Source organism: Streptomyces rhizosphaerihabitans (assembly GCF_025399795.1).
GTDB lineage: Bacteria > Actinomycetota > Actinomycetes > Streptomycetales > Streptomycetaceae > Streptomyces > Streptomyces rhizosphaerihabitans.
Genome location: NZ_JAODTZ010000057.1, coordinates 22,650 through 43,937, shown reverse-complemented (window position 1 = coordinate 43,937; position 21,288 = coordinate 22,650). Strand labels below are relative to the sequence as shown.

The 21,288-nt window shown below is 66.7% G+C and carries 19 protein-coding genes and 4 pseudogenes; 13 read left to right on the top strand and 10 right to left on the bottom strand.

Annotated features, from left to right (window positions below; translation table 11 throughout):
- Positions 1-337 precede the first annotated feature (337 nt).
- From N4G66_RS37865 to N4G66_RS37855, 3 genes and pseudogenes are all read left to right on the top strand, one after another.
- Complete coding sequence (locus tag N4G66_RS37865) at positions 338-1,213, top strand: hypothetical protein (protein WP_261708834.1); 876 nt, start codon at positions 338-340, stop codon at positions 1,211-1,213.
- Between the two features lie 78 nt (positions 1,214-1,291).
- On the top strand, positions 1,292-1,891 hold the full coding sequence (locus tag N4G66_RS37860; protein WP_261708833.1) for a Tn3 family transposase: 600 nt from the start codon (positions 1,292-1,294) through the stop codon (positions 1,889-1,891).
- Between the two features lie 30 nt (positions 1,892-1,921).
- Positions 1,922-2,749: pseudogene (locus tag N4G66_RS37855) on the top strand (Tn3 family transposase); the annotation flags it as partial.
- A gap of 44 nt (positions 2,750-2,793) precedes the next feature.
- On the opposite strand, the gene N4G66_RS37850 reads toward N4G66_RS37855, so the two are convergent.
- Positions 2,794-3,570: a GNAT family N-acetyltransferase gene (locus tag N4G66_RS37850; RefSeq protein WP_261708831.1), complete on the bottom strand. Its 777-nt coding sequence runs from the start codon at positions 3,568-3,570 to the stop codon at positions 2,794-2,796.
- A gap of 89 nt (positions 3,571-3,659) precedes the next feature.
- Between N4G66_RS37850 and N4G66_RS37845 the strand changes: the two genes are divergently transcribed.
- The 5 genes and pseudogenes from N4G66_RS37845 (at position 3,660) to N4G66_RS37830 (ending at position 6,771) form a co-directional block, all read left to right on the top strand.
- A complete protein-coding gene (locus tag N4G66_RS37845) occupies positions 3,660-3,794 on the top strand; it encodes a hypothetical protein (protein ID WP_261708830.1) in 135 nt (44 codons plus the stop codon).
- A gap of 118 nt (positions 3,795-3,912) precedes the next feature.
- A complete protein-coding gene (locus N4G66_RS46270; protein WP_449343322.1) occupies positions 3,913-4,257 on the top strand; it encodes a zinc finger domain-containing protein in 345 nt (114 codons plus the stop codon).
- Positions 4,242-4,808: pseudogene (locus N4G66_RS37840) on the top strand (recombinase family protein); the annotation flags it as partial. The gene N4G66_RS46270 and the pseudogene N4G66_RS37840, both read left to right, overlap by 16 nt.
- 321 nt (positions 4,809-5,129) lie before the next feature.
- Complete coding sequence (locus N4G66_RS37835) at positions 5,130-5,660, top strand: transposase family protein (protein WP_261708829.1); 531 nt, start codon at positions 5,130-5,132, stop codon at positions 5,658-5,660.
- On the top strand, positions 5,650-6,771 hold the full coding sequence (locus N4G66_RS37830; RefSeq protein ID WP_261708828.1) for a hypothetical protein: 1,122 nt from the start codon (positions 5,650-5,652) through the stop codon (positions 6,769-6,771). The genes N4G66_RS37835 and N4G66_RS37830 overlap by 11 nt, the downstream gene beginning before the upstream one ends.
- A gap of 206 nt (positions 6,772-6,977) precedes the next feature.
- On the opposite strand, the gene N4G66_RS37825 is transcribed toward N4G66_RS37830, so the two are convergent.
- Positions 6,978-7,604, bottom strand: coding sequence for a hypothetical protein (locus tag N4G66_RS37825; RefSeq protein ID WP_261708827.1), 627 nt, complete (start codon positions 7,602-7,604; stop codon positions 6,978-6,980).
- Positions 7,601-8,182, bottom strand: a complete 582-nt coding sequence (locus N4G66_RS37820; protein WP_315903738.1) for a TnsA-like heteromeric transposase endonuclease subunit — start codon at positions 8,180-8,182, stop codon at positions 7,601-7,603. The genes N4G66_RS37825 and N4G66_RS37820 overlap by 4 nt, the downstream gene beginning before the upstream one ends.
- A gap of 137 nt (positions 8,183-8,319) precedes the next feature.
- On the opposite strand from N4G66_RS37820, the gene N4G66_RS37815 reads away from it, so the two are divergent.
- Positions 8,320-9,657 carry a Mu transposase domain-containing protein gene (locus tag N4G66_RS37815; protein ID WP_261708826.1) on the top strand — a complete coding sequence of 446 codons (1,338 nt, stop codon included), beginning with the start codon at positions 8,320-8,322 and terminating at the stop codon, positions 9,655-9,657.
- Here the strand turns inward: N4G66_RS37815 and N4G66_RS37810 are convergent.
- The 4 genes from N4G66_RS37810 to N4G66_RS37795 all read right to left on the bottom strand — a co-directional run bounded on the left by N4G66_RS37810 (position 9,594) and on the right by N4G66_RS37795 (position 15,613).
- On the bottom strand, positions 9,594-11,657 hold the full coding sequence (locus tag N4G66_RS37810) for a Helicase associated domain protein (RefSeq protein ID WP_261708825.1): 2,064 nt from the start codon (positions 11,655-11,657) through the stop codon (positions 9,594-9,596). The two genes, N4G66_RS37815 and N4G66_RS37810, sit on opposite strands and share 64 nt — an antisense overlap.
- Positions 11,658-12,507: 850 nt before the next feature.
- On the bottom strand, positions 12,508-13,278 hold the full coding sequence (locus N4G66_RS37805; protein WP_261708824.1) for a transposase: 771 nt from the start codon (positions 13,276-13,278) through the stop codon (positions 12,508-12,510).
- A 26-nt stretch (positions 13,279-13,304) separates the two neighbouring features.
- A complete protein-coding gene (locus N4G66_RS37800) occupies positions 13,305-13,727 on the bottom strand; it encodes a DUF5959 family protein (RefSeq protein ID WP_261708823.1) in 423 nt (140 codons plus the stop codon).
- A gap of 1,619 nt (positions 13,728-15,346) precedes the next feature.
- Entirely contained in the window at positions 15,347-15,613 is a 267-nt protein-coding gene (locus tag N4G66_RS37795) for a LuxR C-terminal-related transcriptional regulator (RefSeq protein WP_261708822.1), read from the bottom strand.
- Between the two features lie 268 nt (positions 15,614-15,881).
- On the opposite strand from N4G66_RS37795, the pseudogene N4G66_RS46265 reads away from it, so the two are divergent.
- Positions 15,882-16,866 (top strand): annotated as a pseudogene (locus N4G66_RS46265) (winged helix-turn-helix domain-containing protein).
- Positions 16,867-16,890: 24 nt separating this feature from the next.
- On the opposite strand, the gene N4G66_RS37780 reads toward N4G66_RS46265, so the two are convergent.
- Together N4G66_RS37780 and N4G66_RS37775 are read right to left on the bottom strand one after the other, a co-directional pair.
- Positions 16,891-17,403, bottom strand: coding sequence for an SUKH-4 family immunity protein (locus N4G66_RS37780; protein ID WP_261708819.1), 513 nt, complete (start codon positions 17,401-17,403; stop codon positions 16,891-16,893).
- 689 nt (positions 17,404-18,092) lie between these two features.
- Positions 18,093-18,892 (bottom strand): IS5 family transposase gene (locus N4G66_RS37775; protein WP_261708840.1). Its coding sequence is split into 2 segments (ribosomal slippage): positions 18,093-18,554 and positions 18,557-18,892, totalling 798 coding nucleotides; the frame shifts between segments, so codons are not numbered across the junction.
- A 133-nt stretch (positions 18,893-19,025) separates the two neighbouring features.
- Between N4G66_RS37775 and N4G66_RS37770 the strand changes: the two genes are divergently transcribed.
- Positions 19,026-19,493, top strand: a complete 468-nt coding sequence (locus N4G66_RS37770) for a DUF5959 family protein (protein WP_261708818.1) — start codon at positions 19,026-19,028, stop codon at positions 19,491-19,493.
- On the opposite strand, the pseudogene N4G66_RS37765 reads toward N4G66_RS37770, so the two are convergent.
- Positions 19,475-20,309 (bottom strand): annotated as a pseudogene (locus N4G66_RS37765) (IS5 family transposase). The gene N4G66_RS37770 and the pseudogene N4G66_RS37765 overlap by 19 nt on opposite strands.
- A gap of 104 nt (positions 20,310-20,413) precedes the next feature.
- Between N4G66_RS37765 and N4G66_RS37760 the strand changes: the two are divergent.
- Both N4G66_RS37760 and N4G66_RS37755 read left to right on the top strand, forming a co-directional pair.
- Complete coding sequence (locus N4G66_RS37760) at positions 20,414-20,959, top strand: winged helix-turn-helix domain-containing protein (RefSeq protein ID WP_449343321.1); 546 nt, start codon at positions 20,414-20,416, stop codon at positions 20,957-20,959.
- A gap of 38 nt (positions 20,960-20,997) precedes the next feature.
- A complete protein-coding gene (locus N4G66_RS37755) occupies positions 20,998-21,255 on the top strand; it encodes a hypothetical protein (RefSeq protein WP_261708816.1) in 258 nt (85 codons plus the stop codon).
- The last annotated feature ends 33 nt before the right edge of the window (positions 21,256-21,288 follow it).

The window sequence follows — 21,288 nt, the reverse complement described above, 5'->3', positions numbered from 1 at the left end:
TGGAGCCGTCCTCGACCCGCGGATTGGGTCCGCCCCCGGCGAGCCCCCGTGACGAGGAACGCGCCCGCATCGCCAACCGCCTCACCGAGGGGTACGCCGCCCGGGTACTTTGAACGGGTGTCGCGGCCCGGGCTTGCAGAGCCGCAATTACGGGCCGGGCCGTGTATGAGGACTTGCCCCCATGGGCGAAGCGGAGCTCTATGTTGAATGCGCGCTGGCCACGGCGGGCACGGGCCGGCGCGCATGGTGTGAACGATGGAGCTCGCGGGTTCGTTACGGCCGTTCCCCCCGGTTCGCCCTGTGGATGATCCAGGGGCAGGCTGGGAGGGTGATCGGCGTGCCGACTGTCGTGCACCGGCCGTCTCGTACGGGCGGCCGGAGGGTCACCGTGCACAGCCGTGGCCGGGACCGGATTCTTGGTACCGCCTACAGTGACCACGACCTGGTCGTGTTTCTCGAAACCGCCGGCATCGCCGCGCTCAAGCGCGACCCAGGCGCGGTCGGCTTGGACTCCCTGCTCACCGAGATCACCAAGCTCAACGACGTGCGCAAGCTCGGCTTGCCCGACGGGCTGTTCGCGGACTGCTCGGAGAAGCTGGTGGCCGCTTGGCGGGCACGGGCGATCAAGATGTACCCCTCGGACTTCCGCGACACCAGCGAGGACGTACGGATCACCCTGCTCGCGGCGCTGTGCTCGTCGCGGCAGGCGGAGATCACTGACGCCCTGGTCGACCTGCTGGTCGCCCTGGTCCACAAGATCAACGCTCGTGCCGAGCGGCGGGTGGAGAAGCAGCTGACGGCCGAGTTGAAGAAGGTCCGCGGCAAGGAGGGCATCCTCTTTAGGCTGGCGACGGCCGCCGTCGACAAGCCCGACGAGGTCGTCCGCCAGGCCCTGTTCCCGGTGGTCGGGGAGAAGACGCTGCGCGAGCTGGTGGCCGAGGCGAAGGCGAACGAAAAGGTCTTCAAGGCCAAGGTCCGCACCACCCTGCGTTCCTCCTACAGCTCGTATTACCGGCAGATGCTGCCTCCGCTGCTGAACACGCTGGGCTTCAGGTGCAACAACACCGCCTATCGGCCGGTGATGGACGCGATGAAGCTGTTGAAGAAATACGCCGACGTCGACGGCAAGACCCGCTTCTACGACGCCGGCGACGACGTGCCCATGGACGGCGTGGTGCGCAAGGACTGGCGAGAGGCGGTCGTCGACGACTAGGGCAAGGTCGAGCGCATCCCCTACGAGCTGTGCGTCCTGGTCGCCCTGCGGGACGCAGTCCGGCGCCGTGAGATCTATGTGGAGGGCGCCGCGCGGTGGCGAAACCCGGAGAACGACCTGCCCGGCGACTTCGAGGCCACCCGCGCCGTGCACTACGCTGCGATCCGCCAGCCCCTGAACCCGAGGGCGTTCATCGCGGACCTGAAGAAGCGTATGACCGCGGTTCTGGACCGGCTCTCGGCCTCGCTCGCGGACGGCTCGGCGGGCGGGGTGAAGGTCACCACCCGCAAGGGCGAGCCGTGGATCACCGTTCCGAAGCTGGAGCCGCTGGCCGAGCCCACCGGCCTGGCGGCCCTCAAGGATGAGGTCGCACGCCGCTGGGGCGTCCTCGACCTACTGGACGTGCTGAAGAACGCCGACTTCCTCACCGGCTTCACCGAGGAGTTCTCCTCGGTGGCCGCCTACGAGCGCATCGAACGTCACGTCCTCCAGCGCCGCCTGCTGCTGGCCCTCTTCGCGCTGGGCACGAACATGGGCATCCGGGCGATCGCCGCGACCGGCGAGAGCGAGGCAGCGCTGCGGCACGTCCGTCGGCACTTCATCACCGTCGACAACCTGCGGGCCGCCGTCACCAGGCTGGTGAACTCCACCTTCGCCCCTCGCGACACGGCATGGTGAGGCCGCGGCACCGCGTGCGCGTCGGACTCGAAGAAGTTCGGGTCCTGGTCCTCGAACTTCATGACCGAGGGCCTGCTGCGGCGCTGCACCGACGCCGCGATCGAGTCGAACTACGTCGACACCCATGGCGCGAGCGTGGTCGGGTTCGCCTTCACTGAACTGCTGAACTTCCGCCTGCTGCCGAGGCTGAAGAACATCGGCAGCATCCGCCTGTACCGCCCGGATGACTCCCCGCCCGGGTGGCCGGCGCTCGGCGGCTCGCTGACACGGCCGGTCCGCTGGGACCTAATCGAGCAGCAGTACGACCAGATGGTCAAGTACGCCACCGCGCTCCGTCTGGGGACGACGGAGGCCGAACAGGTGCTGAGGCGCTTCACCCGCGGCGGCCCCAAGCACCCCACCTACCAGGCACTCGAAGAACTCGGCCGCGCCGTGCGCACCATCTTCGCCTGCGACTACCTCGCCAGCCCCGGCCTGCGCCGCGAGATCCACGGCGGGCTCCAGGTCGTGGAGAACTGGAACAGCGCCAACACCGTGCTCCACTACGGCAAAGACGGCGCCCTGACCGGCCCGGATAAGGAGCACGCCGAGACGTCGATGCTCGCCCTGCACCTGCTCCAGTCTGCGCTCGTGCACGTCAACACCCTGCTGATGCAGCAGGTCCTGGCCGAACCGGCGTGGGCGAAGAAGCTGAGCAACGAGGACCGGCGTGGCCTGACCGCACTGTTCTGGTCGAACGTCAACCCCTACGGCACGTTCCGGCTGGACATGGATAAGCGGCTCGACCTGGAGCTCATGGTGCCCCACCCCCGCACCCCGGCGGACGCCGCCGACCGTTCGAGCACGGAGACACGATGAAGGACTTCGCTGACCTCACCGACCCCCGAATAAAGGGGTGCCGGCTATGGCTTGTACACGTACGGGGTCGTGGTGCTCAGAGCGGCGAAGCCGAGCCGCTGCAGGATCGGGCGGCTCTCGTCGGAGGCGTCCACCTGCAGATAGCGGTAGCCGTGCTTGGCGGCGATCTTGGCGCGGTGTGCAACCAGCGCCCGGTAGATCCCCCGGCCGCGCCAGGCGGGTACGGTGCCGCCGCCCCAGAGGCTGGCGAACTCGGTGCCCGGCTGTAGTTCCATCCGCGCCCCGCAGACCGGCATGTCGTCGGCCATCGCGACGACCATGCTGACTGTCCCCGGGCTCTCGGCCAGCATGTCGAGCAGGCTCGGCCGCAGCCAGTCCGCAGTCGTCTCGAACGCTCCCTCGTGCGCGGACAGCATGAGCTCCACGTCGGCTGGGGTGGTCACCGGGTGCAGCCGGACACCCTCGGGCAGTCCGCCGCCATCGGCCAAGTCGGCGATCCGGGCGATCATCAGGGCCTCGTCGGGCTCAGCCTCGAACCCGGCCGCCAGCAGCAGCTCGCCGAGATTCTCCGGCTGGTCGTGCGAGTAGTGCTTCCACTCGAACTCGCGGCCCAGCTCGGTGAAGTACTGCACCTGCTCGGCGATCGCCGACCGCGCCGAGGCCTGGTCCAGGCCGGACCAGACGACCGCGCTCCAGCCGCCCTTGGCGCCGACCTGCCGCACCACCTTGCCGACCCGCTCGATCCGGGCGCCGGGCGCGTCGGCGAGGGTATCCCGCCGCATCTGACGGTCGAAGAGAGCGAGTACTTCAGAAATATCCATCCGCGCATTTCAGCACGGGCAAGAGGGCTCACCAAGCGGATTTCCGCCCACCTGAAGGGGGAGCCGCCGCCCAAACCGCCGCCGCCGCGATGGACATCGCCATCACGGTCGAGTCCGGCCGCTGCGCTGCTTTGCTGTCCGACCTCGCCACCGAACTCGAACCTCACCGCGCTGCCCGTCCGGTCGGCGCGGTCCTTGCCGGCCTCAGCAGTGACCACCGCTGACCACCCGCACGGTGTTTCATAGGTGGTCGCTCATGAAACACCCGCCCGCACTGCGGCCCATCTGCGGAGATCACGTTTCATGGGTTGTTGCAAACGACTGGACTCCTGAAACACCCTCATGAAACGCTCTGGGGGCGTGAGCGATGACTTCAAGCGCGTGGAATTGTGCGACTGTCCGATGTCTACCTGCGCGGCCCCCGCGGGCTCCCCGTGCCGGACCGGCAAGGGCAAGGTGGCCATCCAGTACCACGCCGCCCGCTTCCGCCTAGTGCCCCAACTCGCCAAGGCCCTCAGCGTGCCGACCCCCGCCGTACGCAAGCCGGGGTCGGTGTGGACTGAGCTGCCCCGGCCGGTGAGTGCCGAGCCGAACCGGTCGGACACGTCCGCCTCGGTTACGCACGGGCCTCGACCGCCCGGCAGTCCCTCGACGCGCAGCTCGACTCCCTCGCCGAGGCCGGAGTGACCCGGGTCTTCTCGGAGAAGATCTCCACCCGGGCCACCCGGGCCACCCGGCGCCCCGAGCTGGAGGCCGCTGTGAAGCTCGCCGGGGAGATCCGCTCCTCCGGCGCCGCCGTGACCCTCGTCGTTCACGAACACAAGCGACTCGGCCGCGGCATCGAACTCGCCATGCTCGCCGAAGAGCTCAAGGCGAGCGACGTCGGCCTGGAGTTCCTCACCGGCGAACTGATGGGCTCGCACGACCCATCCGGCATCGTCTTCACCGTGCTCGCCGCCATGTCCGGGATGGAGCGCGAATGCGTCCGCGACCGCACCCTTGAAGGCCATGAGTCCGCCCGCAAGCGCGGCAAGACCATCGGCGGCGCGGGCGTCACCGACGAGGACATGCTGTCCATGGCCCTCCACCTGCGCGACCAGGAGATGAGCCTGCGCGACATCGCCAAGCGCCTCGTCATCACCACCGGCACGAAGAAGGGACAGCATCCCTCGCCCGCCACCGTCATGCGGATGCTGCGCGAGCATGACGAACAGGCTGCTACGGCAGCGGGTACGTGATCACTCCGCTACTTTGCGGCTGGTGTCTGAGCTAGGACACCGGGGCCGTGCCCAGCGCCAGTGCTGCGCGCGCAGGTGCGCCCCCAGGTGCCGAGGTACTTGGGACCCCCCGCCTCGGTCAGCCGTTTACCGTCACGGTTGTGGCTTCGGACACGGCGAATGATCCAAGCAGGTGGCAGTTCACTGTGAAGCGTGTGGATTGCGGGAAGTGGTTGGACCCTGCGGTGATGGCCTTCGCGGCGGACTCGGTCGGTTCCCCCACAGGGGCATTGCGTGATTGGGATTGGTCCGGTTCGCCGGTCTCATGAGTGACGTGGCGTCATGTCCGTTGTGCGCCAAGGGGCCCAGGAGAGCAGAGCAGGCACGGTGCTGGTGATCATGTGGTTGTCGAGACCCATTGATCCCCTCACCTCAAGCGATGTTGCTGACCTGCGGCGTTTCCTGATCCTGGTCGCCGATCCTCGCGATGCGCGAGGACTGCGGTATCCGGCCCTCGCGCTGCTGTGCGCAGCCGTCTCGGCGGTGCTGACCGGGGCTCGCTCGCTCATCGCGATCAGCGAGTGGATCACCGATACCCCGCAGCATGTGCTGGGCGTCCTCGGCTTCGCCGCCGATCCACCACAACCGCGCTGCCCATCCAGCCGCCCGGGCCACCGTGCACCCAGAAGGACAGCGGTTCTCCCACGGCGGCGGATCACCGCCACCGCCGCGGCTAGCGCGGCGAGAACCCGGAGACCGCCTCTGGCATATGCCCTGTCTCGGCTCAGTTACATTGAGCGGTTCACGCGCGGCCGGGCGACAAGCATGAAAAAATTAAGCAATTGCACCGACTGGGGGAAATATGGAAAATAGCGGACTGATTTCTACGGTAGTCGAAATATTCGTCGGGGCGGCAAGTGGTGCAGCGAGCACAATCGGGCAGGGTGCTGGCACTGCAGTGGTCGACCTGGTCCGCCGGCAGTTGGGCGACTCCGAGGAGGGCGAGACCGCTCTGACGAATGTCACGAGCAATCCCACGGATCCGGCCTCAGTAAATGCGCTTCGTTCCCTGCTCGCACATGAGTTGGATTCCAACAGTGATTTCCACGATAAGATCGTACGCGCGCTGGCCGATCCGCAGTCATCCGATTCACCCCAGTCCTACTCGCACAGCGTAGTAATCGGTGGTTCCTCCCGGGTTCGCAACAGTCATATTTCACTCGGACCGCTGACGATCAACAACACGCGGGGAAGTCGAATCTCACTGGCTGTTTTAGGCGCCGTAGCGGTTGCGCTCATTTCACTGGGAGGCTACGGCGCCGTGCGACTCATTTCCGACAGCGGAAATAAATCCACCGATTCTGGAAATTCTTCAGTTACTAGCGGCGGTCAAGCCGAAAAAACCTCTCCACGGGCGACACCAAAAAGCGGTTCAAAAGCTTCAGATCCGTGCATTGCTGCAGGTGGTACGCCTCCGCATAAGCCGTCTTTGGGTGCGGGTAATATCCGCTCCGGCAGCTATCCTTGCATTCTTGATGCAGGGAAATCTTACGCCTACAGCGATGGGCTCACCCTTAAAGTCGATCCGTTCAAGCGATTTTACGGGACATCGCTCGATGGGCAGCCAATTTCAATCAGGACCAGTCAGGTCGTAATCTCCGTGAGAGTGACCGCTTTGAACGCCAGCAGCAAACATCTCGTGCTTGGGGAAGATTTTTCCTCCGACGGTTACAAATTCGTTTCCGTCGAAGCTGGCGACAATGAATACATCGGAGACTACGTCGGTGGCAGCAACCACCTGGATTCATCCAGTGGAACGCTGGCTCCCGGACAATCCAAGACCTTCGAATATTTCCAAGCCATCGATCCCGAAAAAGACGGAAAGTTGATAAGACTCGTCCTTACCCGCTCCTGGACACCTCCCAGTGGCTCGGAATTCGAAAATGACGTTGCATGGGACAGTTCGATTCCTGGAGTGAACTGACCGCACTGCCAAGCGATGCCACGAGCCGCGGCGTACGAGAGGTAGAGAGCGGTCCTGCCGGTGTAATTCCGCTCTGCGTTCGAGGCAGGGTCGTTGCGTGAAGGTGCTGCGTTCTGATCTTTCGCTGACGTCCAGTGATGTGACGTCATGTACTGCTTTTGGCTGGCGGGTTGACCCGGGTACAGATACAGGCACGGTGCCGGTGATCATGTGAGTGTCGAAGTCCCATGAGTACCGAGCGAGCCCGTGCCTGCACCCGTATCTCGCCCGCGCCGCCGCTGCAGGACGTCGCGTACGGCAGCGACGACCCGCTCGTCAGTCCGCCCAGTGATACTTGGGCTGCGCGTGGACCGGTGGTCGACCAGCCCCCACAGGCCTTGCTTGCGGTAGGCGAGCCGCATCCGCTGCACGGTGGTGCGTGAGATGCGGCCGAAGCCGGCCGCGGTCAGTTCCTCGGCCTTGGCCTTTTCCCGCTCGGCGAGCGTGAACCGTGCCGGGTCGTACGGGGGCCGCACGGGTTTGCTGCTCGCGGGTCCGTCGGGCAGTCCGCAGTCGACTTCCCTCACGTGCCGTTGCCAGGCCAAGGCCTTCTCGCGTGCCGCGGGCGGTGCGGTCTCGAACAGGCCCCACTGCGGCACCCTCTGCGCCGGCGCATCCGCGTCCAGGATGGCGAAGTCCGGGTCGGCGAAAAGGAACCCGGCGAGCACCGCCTGGTCGCCGCCGTCCTCACCGGCGAGGTGGAGATGCTGCCCGGACAGGGCCACGACCTGCCACCGGGCTCCGCGGAAGCGGACATGACTCCCGAGCGCCACCACCGGCCGCCTCCCGCTCACGGCATCTGTCCGTGCAGGCTGCAGGTCCCGCCCCTGCCCAGGACGGCGCCCCACGCCGGCGCCGGGCCGGAGCCCGCGGCGGTGGCTGCGCCGGCCGCACCGCTGTCCTGGCCCGCCTCACCCCCGCCCTCGCTCCTGCCCGAGGGCAGGTGTCCTGCCGTAGCCGGTGGGTTGGTGTCAGTGCTCCCACTCAGCGGGTTGGTGGTGACGACGGCTCGTTCGTGCAGCGGCGTCTCCAGCGGTGTCGTCAGCTGTCCGTGCCACAGAGTGTGGAAAACGGCGGGCAGGACTTTGATCGGGTCGCCGACCGCTTCGGTGCCTTCCATCAGCGGCCGTGGCCGGCGAAATGCCTCGAGTACAGCGGCCCTCTGGCCGGGCTGGCCGGCGTTGCGGGGGTGGCGGTAGCCGGCCAGCCATTTCAGATTGGCGGTGAGCACCTCGTCTGGTGGTTGAAGGCGCCGGTAGGTCCAGCCGACGTCCGCGCACGCCGCTTCCATCGCTTCGCCGGCCTTCAGGGCGCGTTCGCCGATGATGACGCTCCCTGAAAGCGGCCACCGGGTGCTCTGAGGTGGGGGCAAACCTGCTCTGTTGATCTCCCCATCCATCGTGTGATCTTGCTCGGTGTGTCGGAGTGTGTGGGTGCTCGACGGGAGAGCCTGCGTGCGCATGAAGTACGGCCTGTTCGGGGGCCTGAATGCTCACGCAGGAGGAAGACGTGGACGCTCATGCTCTGCGTCGGCAGGGCTGGACGATCTCGGCGATCGCTCGGCATCTGGGCCGTGACCGCAAGACGATCCGTGCCTATCTGAACGGCGAACAGGTTCCTGGGCAGCGGCGTCAGAGCCCGGATGCGTTCGTGCCGTACTTGGAGTACTGCCGGCAGCGGCTGGCCGATGATCCGCATCTGTGGGCGTCGACGCTCTTCGACGAGGTCACCGGTCTGGGATATGAGGGCGGCTACTCGACATTCACTCGTGCTCTTCGCCGGTATCAGGCCCGGCCGCACTGCGAGCCGTGTCACGCGGCGACGGGCCGCAACGTCGCGGTGATCGCGCATCCGCCGGGCGAGGAAATCCAGTTCGACTGGCTGGAGTTGCCGGACGCGCCCGATGGGTGGGGAGTAGGCGAGCACGCCCATCTGCTGGTCGGGGCGCTCGCGCACTCGGGCCGCTGGCGGGCAGTGCTGGCGGAGTCGGAAGACTTCCCGCATCTGGTCCAGGCCCTCGATCAGGTGGCGCGCAAGCTGGGCGGCACCGCCAGGCGGTGGCGTTTCGACCGGATGGCGACGGTCTGCTATCCGTCCAGCGGTCAGGTCACCGCGTCCTTCGCGGCGGTTGCGAAGTACTACGGAGTCGGGGTGGACATCTGCCCGCCGCGCCGCGGCAACCGCAAGGGTGTGGTCGAGAAGGCCAACCACTCGGCCGCGCAACGCTGGTGGCGCACGGTCCCCGACGCGCTGACCGTGGTCCAGGCCCAGTCCGGCATCGACAAGCTGGCCGTCCGGATGGACGACCGGCGCCGGGTCGTCGCTGGAATCAAGATGACAGTGGGTGAACTCGCCGACTGTGAACCGCTGTTGGACATCCCGGTGCGTCCGTTCCCGGCCGAGCTGGAGGCCGAGCGGACGGTGAGTGCTCAGAGCCTGGTGTCCTTCGACGGGAATCTGTACTCGGTGCCGCCGGGTCTGCCCGGCGCTCAGGTCCGGGTCCTGCACCGGCTCGGTGAGGACCATCTGAGCATCGCCACCGCAGGCCGGGCGGTCATCGCCCGCCACCGCCGGGCGCCTCGCGGCGCCGGGCAGACAGTGCGGGACGCCGGGCACGTGATCGCGCTAGAACGCGAGGTGCTGGCCGCCTTCTCTGACCGGGCTCCGTGCAAGAACAAGGTCCGCCGCCCGCCGTCGCAGGCCGCCCTCGCGGAGGCCGAGCGGCTGCGCGGGCAGCAGGCCGCGGGTGATCCGGCCGAACGGGTAGTGGTCGACCTGTCCCACTATGCCGCCGTGGCCGACCGGCTGCGGAGTGTTCCCTCACCGAAGGAGGAGAACAAGGAGTGAGTACATCGCCGATGCAGATGAGTGAAGCACGCCGCTTCCAGCAACTGCGGGGCCATCTGTCCTACCTCAAACTCAACGACGCCGCCGAGGCGTTGAACCGGGTCTGTGATCCGGCAGGTCGCGAAACTCCCGAGCTCTGCGGGGGTGTGGGGCCACGTCTGTCCGGTGCAGGCGATGTGGATGATGGCTTCGAGGATCTCCCGCTGATTGCGGTACCGGCGATCGCCGGCCGGCCGGGACGGCAGCAGGTCTGCGAGGGTGTGCCAGGCCTGGTCGCTGATCCGCGGCCGCCAGACCGGTCCGTCACCGGCTACGCGCATCAGGTCGGCGACGAGCTGCCGCTGGCCGGGCAGCAGCAGCGAGGTCCGGGTGTGCTGCTGGCGCAGCCAGGCCACAGCACCTTCCTTTCCGGGTGCGTCGGGCCACCATTGTGTGCCGTCGGGGAGGCCGTTGAGGTGGTGGTGGGCGGCCCACCACATCCGCTGCCAGGACAGTGCCCAGGGCGGGTTCCACCAGGGATCGAGTGCATGGAGGCGGGTTCCGAGCCGGGTGGGCCGGCCGGTGGTGCGCTGGCGTCGGCGTGCGCTGCTGAGCCAGGCGTCCAGCGCGATTCCGTCGATGACGGTGGCCCCGGTCACCGCGAGATGCCCGAACCGCGCCGCATAGACCTGGGCCGCGGCGAAGGCTTCGCCGGGATGACGGCGCCGTGCGGGCCAGGCCCGAAACCGTTCGACCTCTCCTGCGGTGAGGCCGAGTTCGGCCAGCAGGCCTTGCTGGCCGGGGTGCAGTGTTTCGTACAGCAGGATCTGGCGGCGCAGCCAGGTCTGCAGCCCTCGCGGCAGCCCGTCCAGGTTGTCCCCGCCGTGCACCGGCCCGTGCTCCTCCACGTGCCGCCGGACTCGGTGCCAGAAGCGCTGCCAGCCCACCGGCCACGGCGGATTCCACCACGGATCCAACCCTTCGAGCTGCGCCGTCTGTTCCGCGGTCAGGCACACGGCCTCGGCACGCCGCCCGGCCAGCCACCGCCCCAGATCGAACCCGTCCACCACCCCGCTGCCGGTATGCGCCACAGCCAAATGCCCGAACCGCTCCAGATGACGCCGCGCCCGCTCCACCCCGTCGGCGAAGAGTTCCGCCTCCCGCTGCCACAACGCCCAGCCAGGCCCGCCAGACGACTGCCCCGCCACCGACTGCCCGTTCGAGCGTTCTTCCGCCGCAGCCTCACCCAGCCCGCCGTCATCGGCCGACGACGACTCGGAGGCCAGCTCAAGCAGACCTACTCCCACTTCCACCGGCCGATGAGGGGCACGCACCGACCACTTCCCCTTGAACCCGCGCAGCGGCAGTACTCCGTCAGGCTTTCGCTGCTCGCGGGCCGTCATGGCCACCCACCGGGCCAACGGCCCCGGAGCACCGGCTCTCTCTACCCCGGCAAGCCAGGGCCGCTGAAGCCGCTCGCCCAGCACTGCCGCGAACGGCTCCACCCCGGCCCGGTCCCGCAGCAGCCCCTTCATCTGCCGGCCCACCCGCTCCACCAGCCGCGTATCGACCAGAGCCGCTGCCACGGCCACGACCTCCGGGAACACCACGCAATCGCGCACCAGCAACCGCCACTGCGCTTCCCCCCAGCCCGGCACATTCCCGCACCGCCGCTGCGTCGACTCGGCCACGCCTGCGAGCCGCGGCCCCCACACCGTCTCCCGCGCCCAGAAATCCTCCAGCTCCCACCACCGGCACACCACTGCCCGTGCCAGCGCGAACACCTCACCCGGCGCGGCACCCGCCGCGGCCGTCTTCACCCGCCCCCACCGACGGTTCGCCTGCGCCAACTCTGCGCCCAGGGTGCTCACATCGGCGAACTCCAGCGGATGGCCATCACCCACCGCGAACAGCCACCGGCCTTGGCGACCGCACCAGCGTTGCCACGGCTGCCGGTATACCCACACGGGTCTGTCGGCGGCCCCGCGCCGGGCGGTGCAGAGCCGGCAGGCGAAGACCACCGGACCCCACTCCGGCGCTCCCGTCCGCCACCGCGCCCGCCCCCGCCCGTCCCCAGCGCCCCGCCCGTCCCCGTCCCGGCCAGGATCGGCCAGGACCTGGGGTCCGGCGGTCCACGACGGCAGCGCCCGGGCCAGATGCCCGGCCGGGATCCGGCACCATCCGGCTACCTGCTTTTGTGCGACTGCATCGAGCAGCACCTCGCCGTCGGGGCGTCCGCCACCGTCCTGCGGCACGGGGTTCTGCCAGCGCCACCACGCCTGCAGGTCGCTGGCCTGCAGGCGGTAGGCGTCTGCGATCCGGTGGAGGAAGGACCAGGTGGTCTCGCCCGCGACCGGCACCACCCGTAACACCGCTGCTCCCGTCGCGTCTGTGCCCACGATCCCGGTGCGGGGGCGGCGGTCCTGCACCGGGGCCCCGCGCTCTTGGCCTGTCCTGCGGCCGGTACTTCGCCGACCAGCCCGGCGGCCATCAGCCCGAGGCAGCCCGGTCCCGCCAGAGCGGTTCAGGGACCGGGCTGCCTCTGAGGACTCCGGAGCAGGCAGCCAAGCCGGAGTCCTCGCTCGCGTTTCAGGGTGGGGCCTGTGTACGCGATCTCTGGTGAAACGATCTCCAGAGCCGGCGGACACGCCCCGGTGTCAGCGGTCACGTAATTCGGTCGAGGGACACGTCACGCGCGTCAAGCTCCTCAAGCGGATGGGGTTCGGCCGAGCCAACCTCGACCTGCTCCGCAGACGCATACTCCTCGCGACCTGCCGCTCGCCCAGGAACCCCTGCACGCCCACAGGCTAAAGTTTGTCCCGCAATGATCGAAAAGCTGAGTCAGCCAGCTTTGGGACTGCCCCCCTCAGGTCATCCGGCGAGGGCGATGTTGTGCAGGTGCGCGATGCCGAGCATCGCGTGGTGAACGCCGTCGCCCTTGAGACGGCAGTCGCGGAGGATCTTCCAGCCCTTCATGCGGGCGAAGGTGTGCTCGACGCGGGCGCGAACTCTGCGGTGCGAGCGGTTGTGCTCCTCTTTCCAGGCCGGAAGTTCTGCCTGTCCGGGTTCGCGACGGTGCGGGATGATCAGTCCTGTGCCGCGGTAGCCGCCATCGGCGATCACAGTTGTATGGCCGACAGCGGCCTTCGCACCGGACAGCTCCCATGCCTTGCAGTCGTTCCGGTTGCCGGGCAGGGGGCGGCCGACCGTGACCACGAGGCGGGTGTCGGCGTCGATGACCACCTGGTGGTTGGTCGAGTACCGGTAATTCTTGGATTGCTCGGCCACTGTGTGGTCACGGGTAGGTACGAGGGTGCCGTCCACGATGAGGACGGTGTCCTTACGGAACCGCCGACGTGGCCGAAGCGCGAGAAGGGGGCCAAGGTGGTCGATGACGCGGTCGGCTGCGGACTTCGAGATACCGAAGAGCGGGCCGAGCTGGCGCAACGTCAAGTTCGTCCGCCAGTAAGCCGCGACCAACAGCACTCGGTCGTCCAACGACAGACTCCACGGCCGACCCCGACGGACCGCGTCCGCTCCATCGCGACGAAGTGCACTGACCACCTTGTGGAAACAGCGCGGGCTCAGCCCGGTGAACGGTGCTATCCAAGACGACTCAGATGCCGTGATTACGCCAGCCACCCGAGGATCATCACACCCTGCGAGCCCTATGAAGACGGTGAGACAGCGGCGCGGACACGTTCCAACCGCAGCCGGTTCTCCTCGAGCCAGCCCGAGGCGACGTCGATCGGTACGCGCACCGCAATCTGCGTCGACGGGGAATCGTGCACCGTCACCTCCACCGGGTCATCGGGAACCACGTCCACCCAGGCACTGCGCCCCCCAGCCGGCCACTCGGCCCCCTCGTCGGCCTGAAGAGCATCGAGGCAACGCTCCCACTCGTCCAGATCTTCATGAGACACCTGCAGACCCACTCGCCCGTTGACGAAGCCGCTCGTCAGAACGATCTCTGCTGAGTAGTACCGCTCTTCGCCCCTCACTAGAGGAGCACCGCAATCCACCTCAACAGTGACGCTCTGGACCGCGTCTGCGAACCGGAAGAGCTCCAGTGTCTGCGCTCCGTCAACCACACTTGCCTCTTCAACACTTGATGGACCAGGTTGCCCTTGATCCTCTCTCAGGCACCCGGCGACAGCCACGGCCTGACATACGGGACAGCCTTTAGCCTGTTCCTCAGCTTCACGCTGACCATCCCGCCAGCACCCGGTCGGCATTCACGCTCGACAGGCTCGTCGACACATGATCTACGGCTGGAGGATTAGAGAGGAAGAGGCAGGTCTCACCGCATCAGAGCGGAGTCTGTTGCACTTGACTGATTTCCACTCCTGTTGATGCGGCATCTCGTTCCCAGGGTACGGATACGATTCCGGAGTAGGTCTTTTGGGACCCGACGGTTTGAGTGACCCATTTTGGTTCCACTGCAGCGGCACCGTCTCCATCGAACTTGAATGCGATCTTGTATTCGATAGGTGACTGGCTGGTGTTGCGGATCGTGTACTGGGCAGAGAAGACGAGATGCCCGTGGCTCGTTTCGGTTCCGTACCGGGTCACTTTGACCGGTTCGGCGGAGTCGGGGGCGGGGGTTGGGGCGTGACTGGTGCACGCAGCAAGGGCGGTGAGGAGGACTGCGACGCAGGCAGCGGTTCGTATGCGCATGACGCCGGAAGGCTAAAGGTTGTATTGATGAGGGGCAAGGAGTTTCAGCGACCCGTCCGAATAGCATCGCTTGCGGGTTGGGGTACAACAGTCGCGCTCCGGGTTCGATAGGCGAGATTCCGCCATTCCTAGCTTTTCTCCGAGAGTCCCGAGCGTTCCGCATACACAGAAGATGCGCTGGAAGGAGTACATTGAGACGGGTTCCGCTTGAGACGCCGGGTTCCTGTCTTGTCCATGGAACGTTCTTGCTATTCATGGTGCGAGTGTGCCTATGGTTCCCTACCCGCTGCTAGTGGACCAGGCCAGTACGTTCGCGCTCAGCTTTAGAAGGGCAAACGGGGGAGCGTGTCTGGCCATGTGCTCTCACCCGTGACCAACCAGCCACGGGTGTGCTGAACGCACAAGCAGCAAGCACGCCACCGTCCAAGCCTTACTGCCCGCCGGCCGCAGCAAGCAGTCCATCGCACGGCAGCCCGGCCTCAGTTCCTGGCCGACTTCGTCCTCGAAGAGAGCCAGGCGCCCAAGTCCGCTGCCCTCTTTCTGTGACGGTCCTTCCAGGCGGCGATCTTCGCCTCGCTCCTGCGGGAGGGAGAGTCCCTGCACGCTTCAGCAGCCGATGCGGTGCATCCCAGCCAGCGTGTGCTCGGCACCGAAGCAGCGGCGCACGATCTCGACGTTCCGGGCCAGCGTTCAGCACTGGCCACTCCAGTCGGAGGGGTAAGGCCCGCGTCCAACGCCGTTTCCAGAAGGCGGAGTTGTCCCGCATCGAGTTTGCAGCGGGCCCGCCGGGTTCCTTGGAGGCCAGGGCTGCCAACCATCCGAAGCCAACACTCGTCGGGCTACTTCCCCGTCACGGCTCTCGGCTTCGATCAAAGTCAGCGGCTGCGCTCCGGGCTTGCTCGCGCTGAGCCCCGTCTTCGGCTGTCAATCCACCGCCATCGGGATACCTCATTCTCCCCGCGTAGCACTGCCCACGACAGCTGTTACACCCCCGCGCGGCCCGCTATGTTAAATATGTCTAGTCTAGATGGATTCACGATCGCCGGATTTGAGCAAGCATGGCTGTGCGAGTTGCGTCCAATACCCGATCAGGAGCGTAAAGGAGCCCCGCTTCCTGGGCTCGCGCCCCCAGAGCCAGGCGGCCTCTTGCCCCCAAAAGGGACATGAGACTTTGAACACGGCGCTGAACGGTGCGATGGCTCACACCCAATTCCATCGCCACTCGGGTGTCATCCAGCCCGCTATACAGCAGCCTCAGAATCTTCCGATCCGTATCCCCGATTTCCAGATCCCCGTCCAACGCCCCGCCCTTCAGTAGTAGCCGGCCATTGCCACTTCGACCTATTTTAGGAAAGGCCTATGGTTCACAACAGCCTCACAAGATCCATCAAATCATGCGGAACGGTACATCGCCGGTGACGCCTTTACGACAAATCTGTACGCCACTTCTTCGCAAACTCGAGAGCTGAAGAGGCTGTCAGCGGGGATGTCTCTGCTACTGAACTTGATTGGGTGATGTCGGAGCCGTTCGCCTGACGGCAGCCGGGCCGATCCGGTAGCCGTGGACCGTGAGATACGCGCAGGGCGGAGGGTTGACCAATGCCGGGAGGGCCATGAGGGAGCGGATCAGGCTACAGGCCGTGGAACGCTTCGAGGGCGGACAGAAGAACCGGGAGCTCGCTGCCGGGTTGCGGGTCAGCGAGCGGTCGGTGGAGCGGTGGCGCCAGGCTTGGAGGCAGCGCGGCGAGGCCGGGGTTCTGTCGAAGGGGTCGCCGGAGCGACCGAGGCTCAGCGACGCGCTGATCACCAGGCTCGAGCGGGAGTTGGAGCGCGGGCCGCTGGTCCATGGCTGGGCGGATCAGCGGTGGACGCTGGCGCGGATCAAGACGCTGATCGGCCGCTTGTTCCACGTGAGCTACACGGTGGAGGGCACCTGACGGCTGCTGAGGCGGCATGGCTGGTCCTGACAGCAGGCGGCCAGGCGGGCGATCGAGCGCGACGACCAGGCGGTCGAGGTCTGGAGGGATGACGCCGCCGCGAGCGAGGAGCTGGGGACGCAGGGGCCGCACTCCGGTGGTCCACGTGCGCGGCCGGGGCTCGGGCCGAGTGTCGATGGCCGGGCTGAGCTGCTACAAGCCGGGGAAGCGGTCCCGGATATTTTACTCGGTGCGTGAGTACCGGGGCCGCAAGGGCGAACCGAAGGGCATCGGCTGGCGCGACCTGCGCGACCTGCTGCTGAGGGCCCACATCCAGCTCGGGGGTCCGATCGTGCTCGTGTGGGACAACCTGCGTATGCACCTGGTCGAACCGCTGCGCGAGTTCATCGCCGACCATGCGGACTGGCTCACCGTCTTCCAACTTCCGAGCTACTCGCCGGACTTGAACCCGCAAGAGGGCATCTGGTCGCTGGTCAAGCGCGATATCGGCAACCTCGCCGCAGCCGACCTCGGCCAGATCACCCATGCCGTCAAGCGCAGGCTCAAGCAGATCCAGTACCGCCCCGAGCTAGTCGATAGCTGTCTGGTCGACGTCGACTTGATCATGGACGGCTGACCAAGGGCGGAGTTCGCTGTCGGCTCATACATCCCAGTCCTCGTAGTCCCCCATCGCCACGTCGTCGCAGAACGTCTCCCAGAATCCGTTGTGCGCGAGAGCTGCCTTGTCGATGCCGGAAATGAGATCCCGAAGCTCTTCTGCCACCGCCTCGTACCTGTCCTCGTCGCCGTCCGCATAGAACGGGAAGCGCGCGATCACCGCGGCCACGCATTGGTTGAAGGAGCCGAGATCGCTGTTCACGAGACGGGGAGCCCTCGCTGAATCGATCTTGGGAATCTGCACCACGTGACCAGTGACAACGTCGACGGCGATGCGTCCGAACAGGCCACTCGTCGCGATGGCAACCAGCCCCCGCTCACCGATCCCCTCAAGAAACACCGCCTCACTCAGCGGCCAGTACTCGTATCCGATCAACCCGGCCGGAATGCCGGTCTCACCGAGATCGACAGCAATCTGGGCGGGCACCTCGGGCGGAGCCTCAACATGGATCAAGACGAACTCGGGCTTCGGCAACTGCGGCAGAGGTTGGCTCACGGGGAGATCTTCTCCCCATGGAGTACCCAGGCAACACCGTAGGCCCGCGAGACGGGCGGCCCTTGTCGGACAACCGCTCCCGACATCACCCAATCAAGTTCAGTAGCTGGGCTGTGACGCACTTTTGGGGGCTGGGTGTGCAGGCTACGCACCCGTTGCTCGACGGATCTGTCGGATCCGGAGTGGAACTTCCTTGTCCGCTGCTTCCGGCGGTCAAGTCTGGTGGCCGGCCTACGAAGCACTCGCAGCGGGAGAACCCCGAGCGCTGTCGCACTGGCCTCGGGCGGGCTGTGCTGGAGGCTGCTACCACACGACTACCGCCGTCGCAGACGGTCTCTCACCACTGGCGACGCCAGCAGGTGGATTGCGGGGGAGCAGGCGCTGACAGGCCTGCGCGAACGCGAGCAGGTTCGGCTGGGCAGGGATCCAACTCCCAGTGCGGCGGCTCCTCCCGTCGTCTCTGCACGAAGCCGTGCAGAGACGACGGGAGGAGCCGCCGCACCCAGGGCCGTCTCATTGAAAGAGAGGAACTCTGGGGTGCGGCGGCTGACTGGGGAGAGTGGGGAACGGTCTACCGTCGGGCGGTCAGGACAGCCCGCGCCTTCTCGATCAACTTCCTGTTGCGGGCCTTCTCCGCATCCAACTCATGCTTGTGGGAAGCGATCTGCTTGCCCTGGTAAGAAGTCATCTCATTTGGTGAGTCGGCGGTAGCAGATGAGGGTGCAGGCGATGGCGGCGAAGGCGAGGAAGTGTTCGGCTTTGCGTTCGTAGCGGCGGTGGAGTCGGCGGCAGCCGGCGAGCCAGGCCACGGACCGCTCCACGACCCAGCGGTGGCGGCCCAGGCGGGTGGAGGACTCGATGCCTCGTCGGGCCAGGCGGTGCGTGATACCTCGACCCCGGAGCCATTGCCGCAGGTGACGGTAGTCGTATCCCTTGTCGCCGTGCAGCTTGCCGGGCCTGCGGCGGCGTGGACCGCGTCGTGAGCGGATCGGTGGAATACCCCGCACGAGCGGCTCCAGGCCCTGGCTGTCGTGCATGTTCGCACCCGAGATGCCGATCGACAGGGGCAGCCCGGTGCGCTCGGTGATCAAGTGGATCTTCGACCCGTACTTGCCGCGATCCACAGGATCCGGACCTGTCAGATCCCCCTTTTCGTGGCCCGCATGTTCACCGAGTCGATCACGCAGCGGGACCAGTCGAGTTCACCGCGGGAGCCGAGTTCGTCGAGGACCAGGCGATGGAGCTTCGCCCACACCCGGGCCTTCGTCCACTCGGTGAAACGCCGGTGAGCAGTGGGTCCCGAAGGGCCGAACGAGGCGGACGGCACCTGCTGCCACGTGCAGCCCGACGTGGCCACGAACACGATCGCGGCCAGCACCTCCCGGTCACCGTGCCGACGCCGACCGCCTCCCTGAGGGCGCGACGGAGCCTCCGGCACCACACGCTGGAACAACTCCCACAACTCATCCGGCACCAGCCGCTCAACGATCCCCACACCCGGAGCCTATCGAATACCCCAAATGAGATGACCTCTTAGAACTCCTAACGCAATGCCCTCGTACGGGTCGCGTGCTGATGCGGGTGCATCATGACGGCAGTTGATGCGAGTGTGGGGAGCGGGGATGGCCGAGGGCAGCAAGGTGGATCTCATTCGCCTGGCCGATGGGGAGAGCAGTCTTTGGGTTCAGGTTCTGGGTCGCCACATGCCCGGCGTGCTGCCCGAGCATGACTTCCTCGATGCGGAGATCGTTGTCACGAGCGGGTTCGCCCAGGGACGCTTGGATGTGTGTCTGGCCCCGGACGATCTGGACAACTGGGCACAGGTCCTGGGCACACTCACCGCTGGGCGGGACGCCGCTTGGATGGACGACGAGCGCAGTCCCGCGATCCGATTCGAACTTTCCGGCCAGAACGACGCTGCCGTCGTTGTGGTGGAGGACATGGCCGGATCGCGGACATCGGTACGTTTCCGCGTGCGTCTGCCAGATGGATGGGCCCATGACCACAGTGAACGGCTCCGACAGGTCCGGTCGGCCTGGCCCCAGCAGGTTGTGGAAACCTCTCTCGGTGCCTATGAGTGGCGGCGCTGAACTGCCGCCAGCCGGCGCCAGCAGATGATGCCGCAGGCCAGGCTGAGGAAGGCCTCGTGGATGTCGTCGCGGATCTCCCAGCGGATGCGTAACCGGCGAAACCAATGCAGCAGGGCGAAGCTCTGCTCAACCACCCACCGGTGCACGCCCAGCCCGGAGCCGTGTCCGGTGCCTCGGCGTGCGATGACCGGGGTGATTCCGACCGCGCGGACTTGCTTGCGGTACTTGTCGTGGTCGTAGCCGCGGTCGGCGTAGATGGTGTCCGGTCGTCGCCGTGGCCTGCCGCGCCGGCCCCGTACTGATGGGACGGCCTCGATCAAGGGCATAAGCTGGGTGACGTCGTTGCGGTTTCCGCGCCGGTCAGTGACACTGCCAGCGGAATGCCGTGCGCTTCGGTGATCAGATGGTGCTTGGAGCCTGGTCGGGCACGGTCGACCGGGCTCGGTCCGGTTTTGGGCCGCCTTTCAAGGCCCGGACGTGGGAGCCGTCGATCACCGCCCGGGACCAGTCCAAAGCGCCGGCAGCGTTCAGCTCGGCCAACAACGACTCGTGCAGACGCTGCCAAACTCCCGCGTTGTTCCAGTCACGAAGGCGCCGCCAGCACGTCATCCCCGAGCCGAAGCCCATTTCCTGGGGCAGGAACTCCCACGGAATCCCGGTGTAGAGCACGAACAGGATGCCGGACAGCACCTTGCGGTCATCCAGTCGCCTGCGACCCGGGTGATCCGGTCGACGCCGCACCACCGGCAGCAACGGCTCGATCCGCGCCCACAGCGCATCCGCCACGATCCACGGCGGCTGCTGCCCCTTCCTCATGGACCGGTCAACAACCCGCCAACCACCCGCATTCCAGGGCACTTTGTTACTGACCTTTCCGTTGGGTTGTCGGGGGTGACATCGGTTGATCCCTGCAGTAGTTCGTGGACGTGAGGTATCCGCAGGGTGGTGGTCTCACTCCGCACGGTCAGTCCGGGCGTGAACGGGTGCGCATGCTGGCTGCCGTGGGCTTTGCACGGGGTGAGAAGAACACGGTGATCGCGAAGGATCTTCGGGTCAGTGTGCGGTCGGTGGAGCGGTGGCGCCGTTCCTGGCGTGAGGGCGGATCCCAGGCCCTGAAGGCGTCCGGTCCGGCGAAGCGTCCGAAGGTGGACGACCGTGACTTCGCGCTGTTGGAGCCGCTGTTGCTGGCAGGAGCGGTGGCTCAGGGCTGGGCGGATGAGCGCTGGACGCTGTCGCGGGTGGGGGTGCTGATTGCGGACCGGTTGGGTGTGTCGTTGTCGGTCCGCGGGGTGTGGGAGCTGTTGCGGCGGCACGGCTGGTCGTGTCAGCGGCCGGTGCGGCGGGCGGCGGAGCGTGACGATGCAGCAGTGGCCGGCTGGGTGAAGGAGACCTGGCCACGGGCAAAGCCACCGCGGCGGCGCTCGGGGCATGGCTGGTCTTCGAGGACGAAGCCGCCGTCTCGATGACGTCGCACCGGGCACGCACTTGGGCGCCCAAAGGAGGCATGCCCGTGGTGCGGTTCAACGGCGCCTCCCGAGGCCGCATCACGATGGCCGCGCTGGCCTGCTTCAAGGTCGGCGAACGTAGTCGGCTGATCTACCGTCCTCGAATTCAGGGCCATCAACGCGGTGATCACCGGGGCTTCACCTGGCAGGACTACCGTGACCTGCTTGTGCGGGCACACCTTCAGCTCGGCGGACCCGTCGTGGTCATCTGGGACAACTGTGAGACTCATGGGGCATCGTCCGGAGCCCGGGTCTGACTCGTGGGACAACTGGCCCGAGCTGCCTTGTTC

Bases quoted from the DNA above. Each gene is read 5' to 3' on its own strand.
- N4G66_RS37850 (WP_261708831.1), bottom strand. From the start codon at position 3,570: ATGGATATTTCTGAAGTACTCGCTCTCTTCGACCGTCAGATGCGGCGG.
- N4G66_RS37845 (WP_261708830.1), top strand. From the start codon at position 3,660: ATGGACATCGCCATCACGGTCGAGTCCGGCCGCTGCGCTGCTTTGCTG.
- N4G66_RS46270 (WP_449343322.1), top strand. From the start codon at position 3,913: ATGAAACGCTCTGGGGGCGTGAGCGATGACTTCAAGCGCGTGGAATTG.
- N4G66_RS37835 (WP_261708829.1), top strand. From the start codon at position 5,130: ATGTCCGTTGTGCGCCAAGGGGCCCAGGAGAGCAGAGCAGGCACGGTG.
- N4G66_RS37830 (WP_261708828.1), top strand. From the start codon at position 5,650: ATGGAAAATAGCGGACTGATTTCTACGGTAGTCGAAATATTCGTCGGG.
- N4G66_RS37770 (WP_261708818.1), top strand. From the start codon at position 19,026: ATGGCCGAGGGCAGCAAGGTGGATCTCATTCGCCTGGCCGATGGGGAG.
- N4G66_RS37755 (WP_261708816.1), top strand. From the start codon at position 20,998: ATGCCCGTGGTGCGGTTCAACGGCGCCTCCCGAGGCCGCATCACGATG.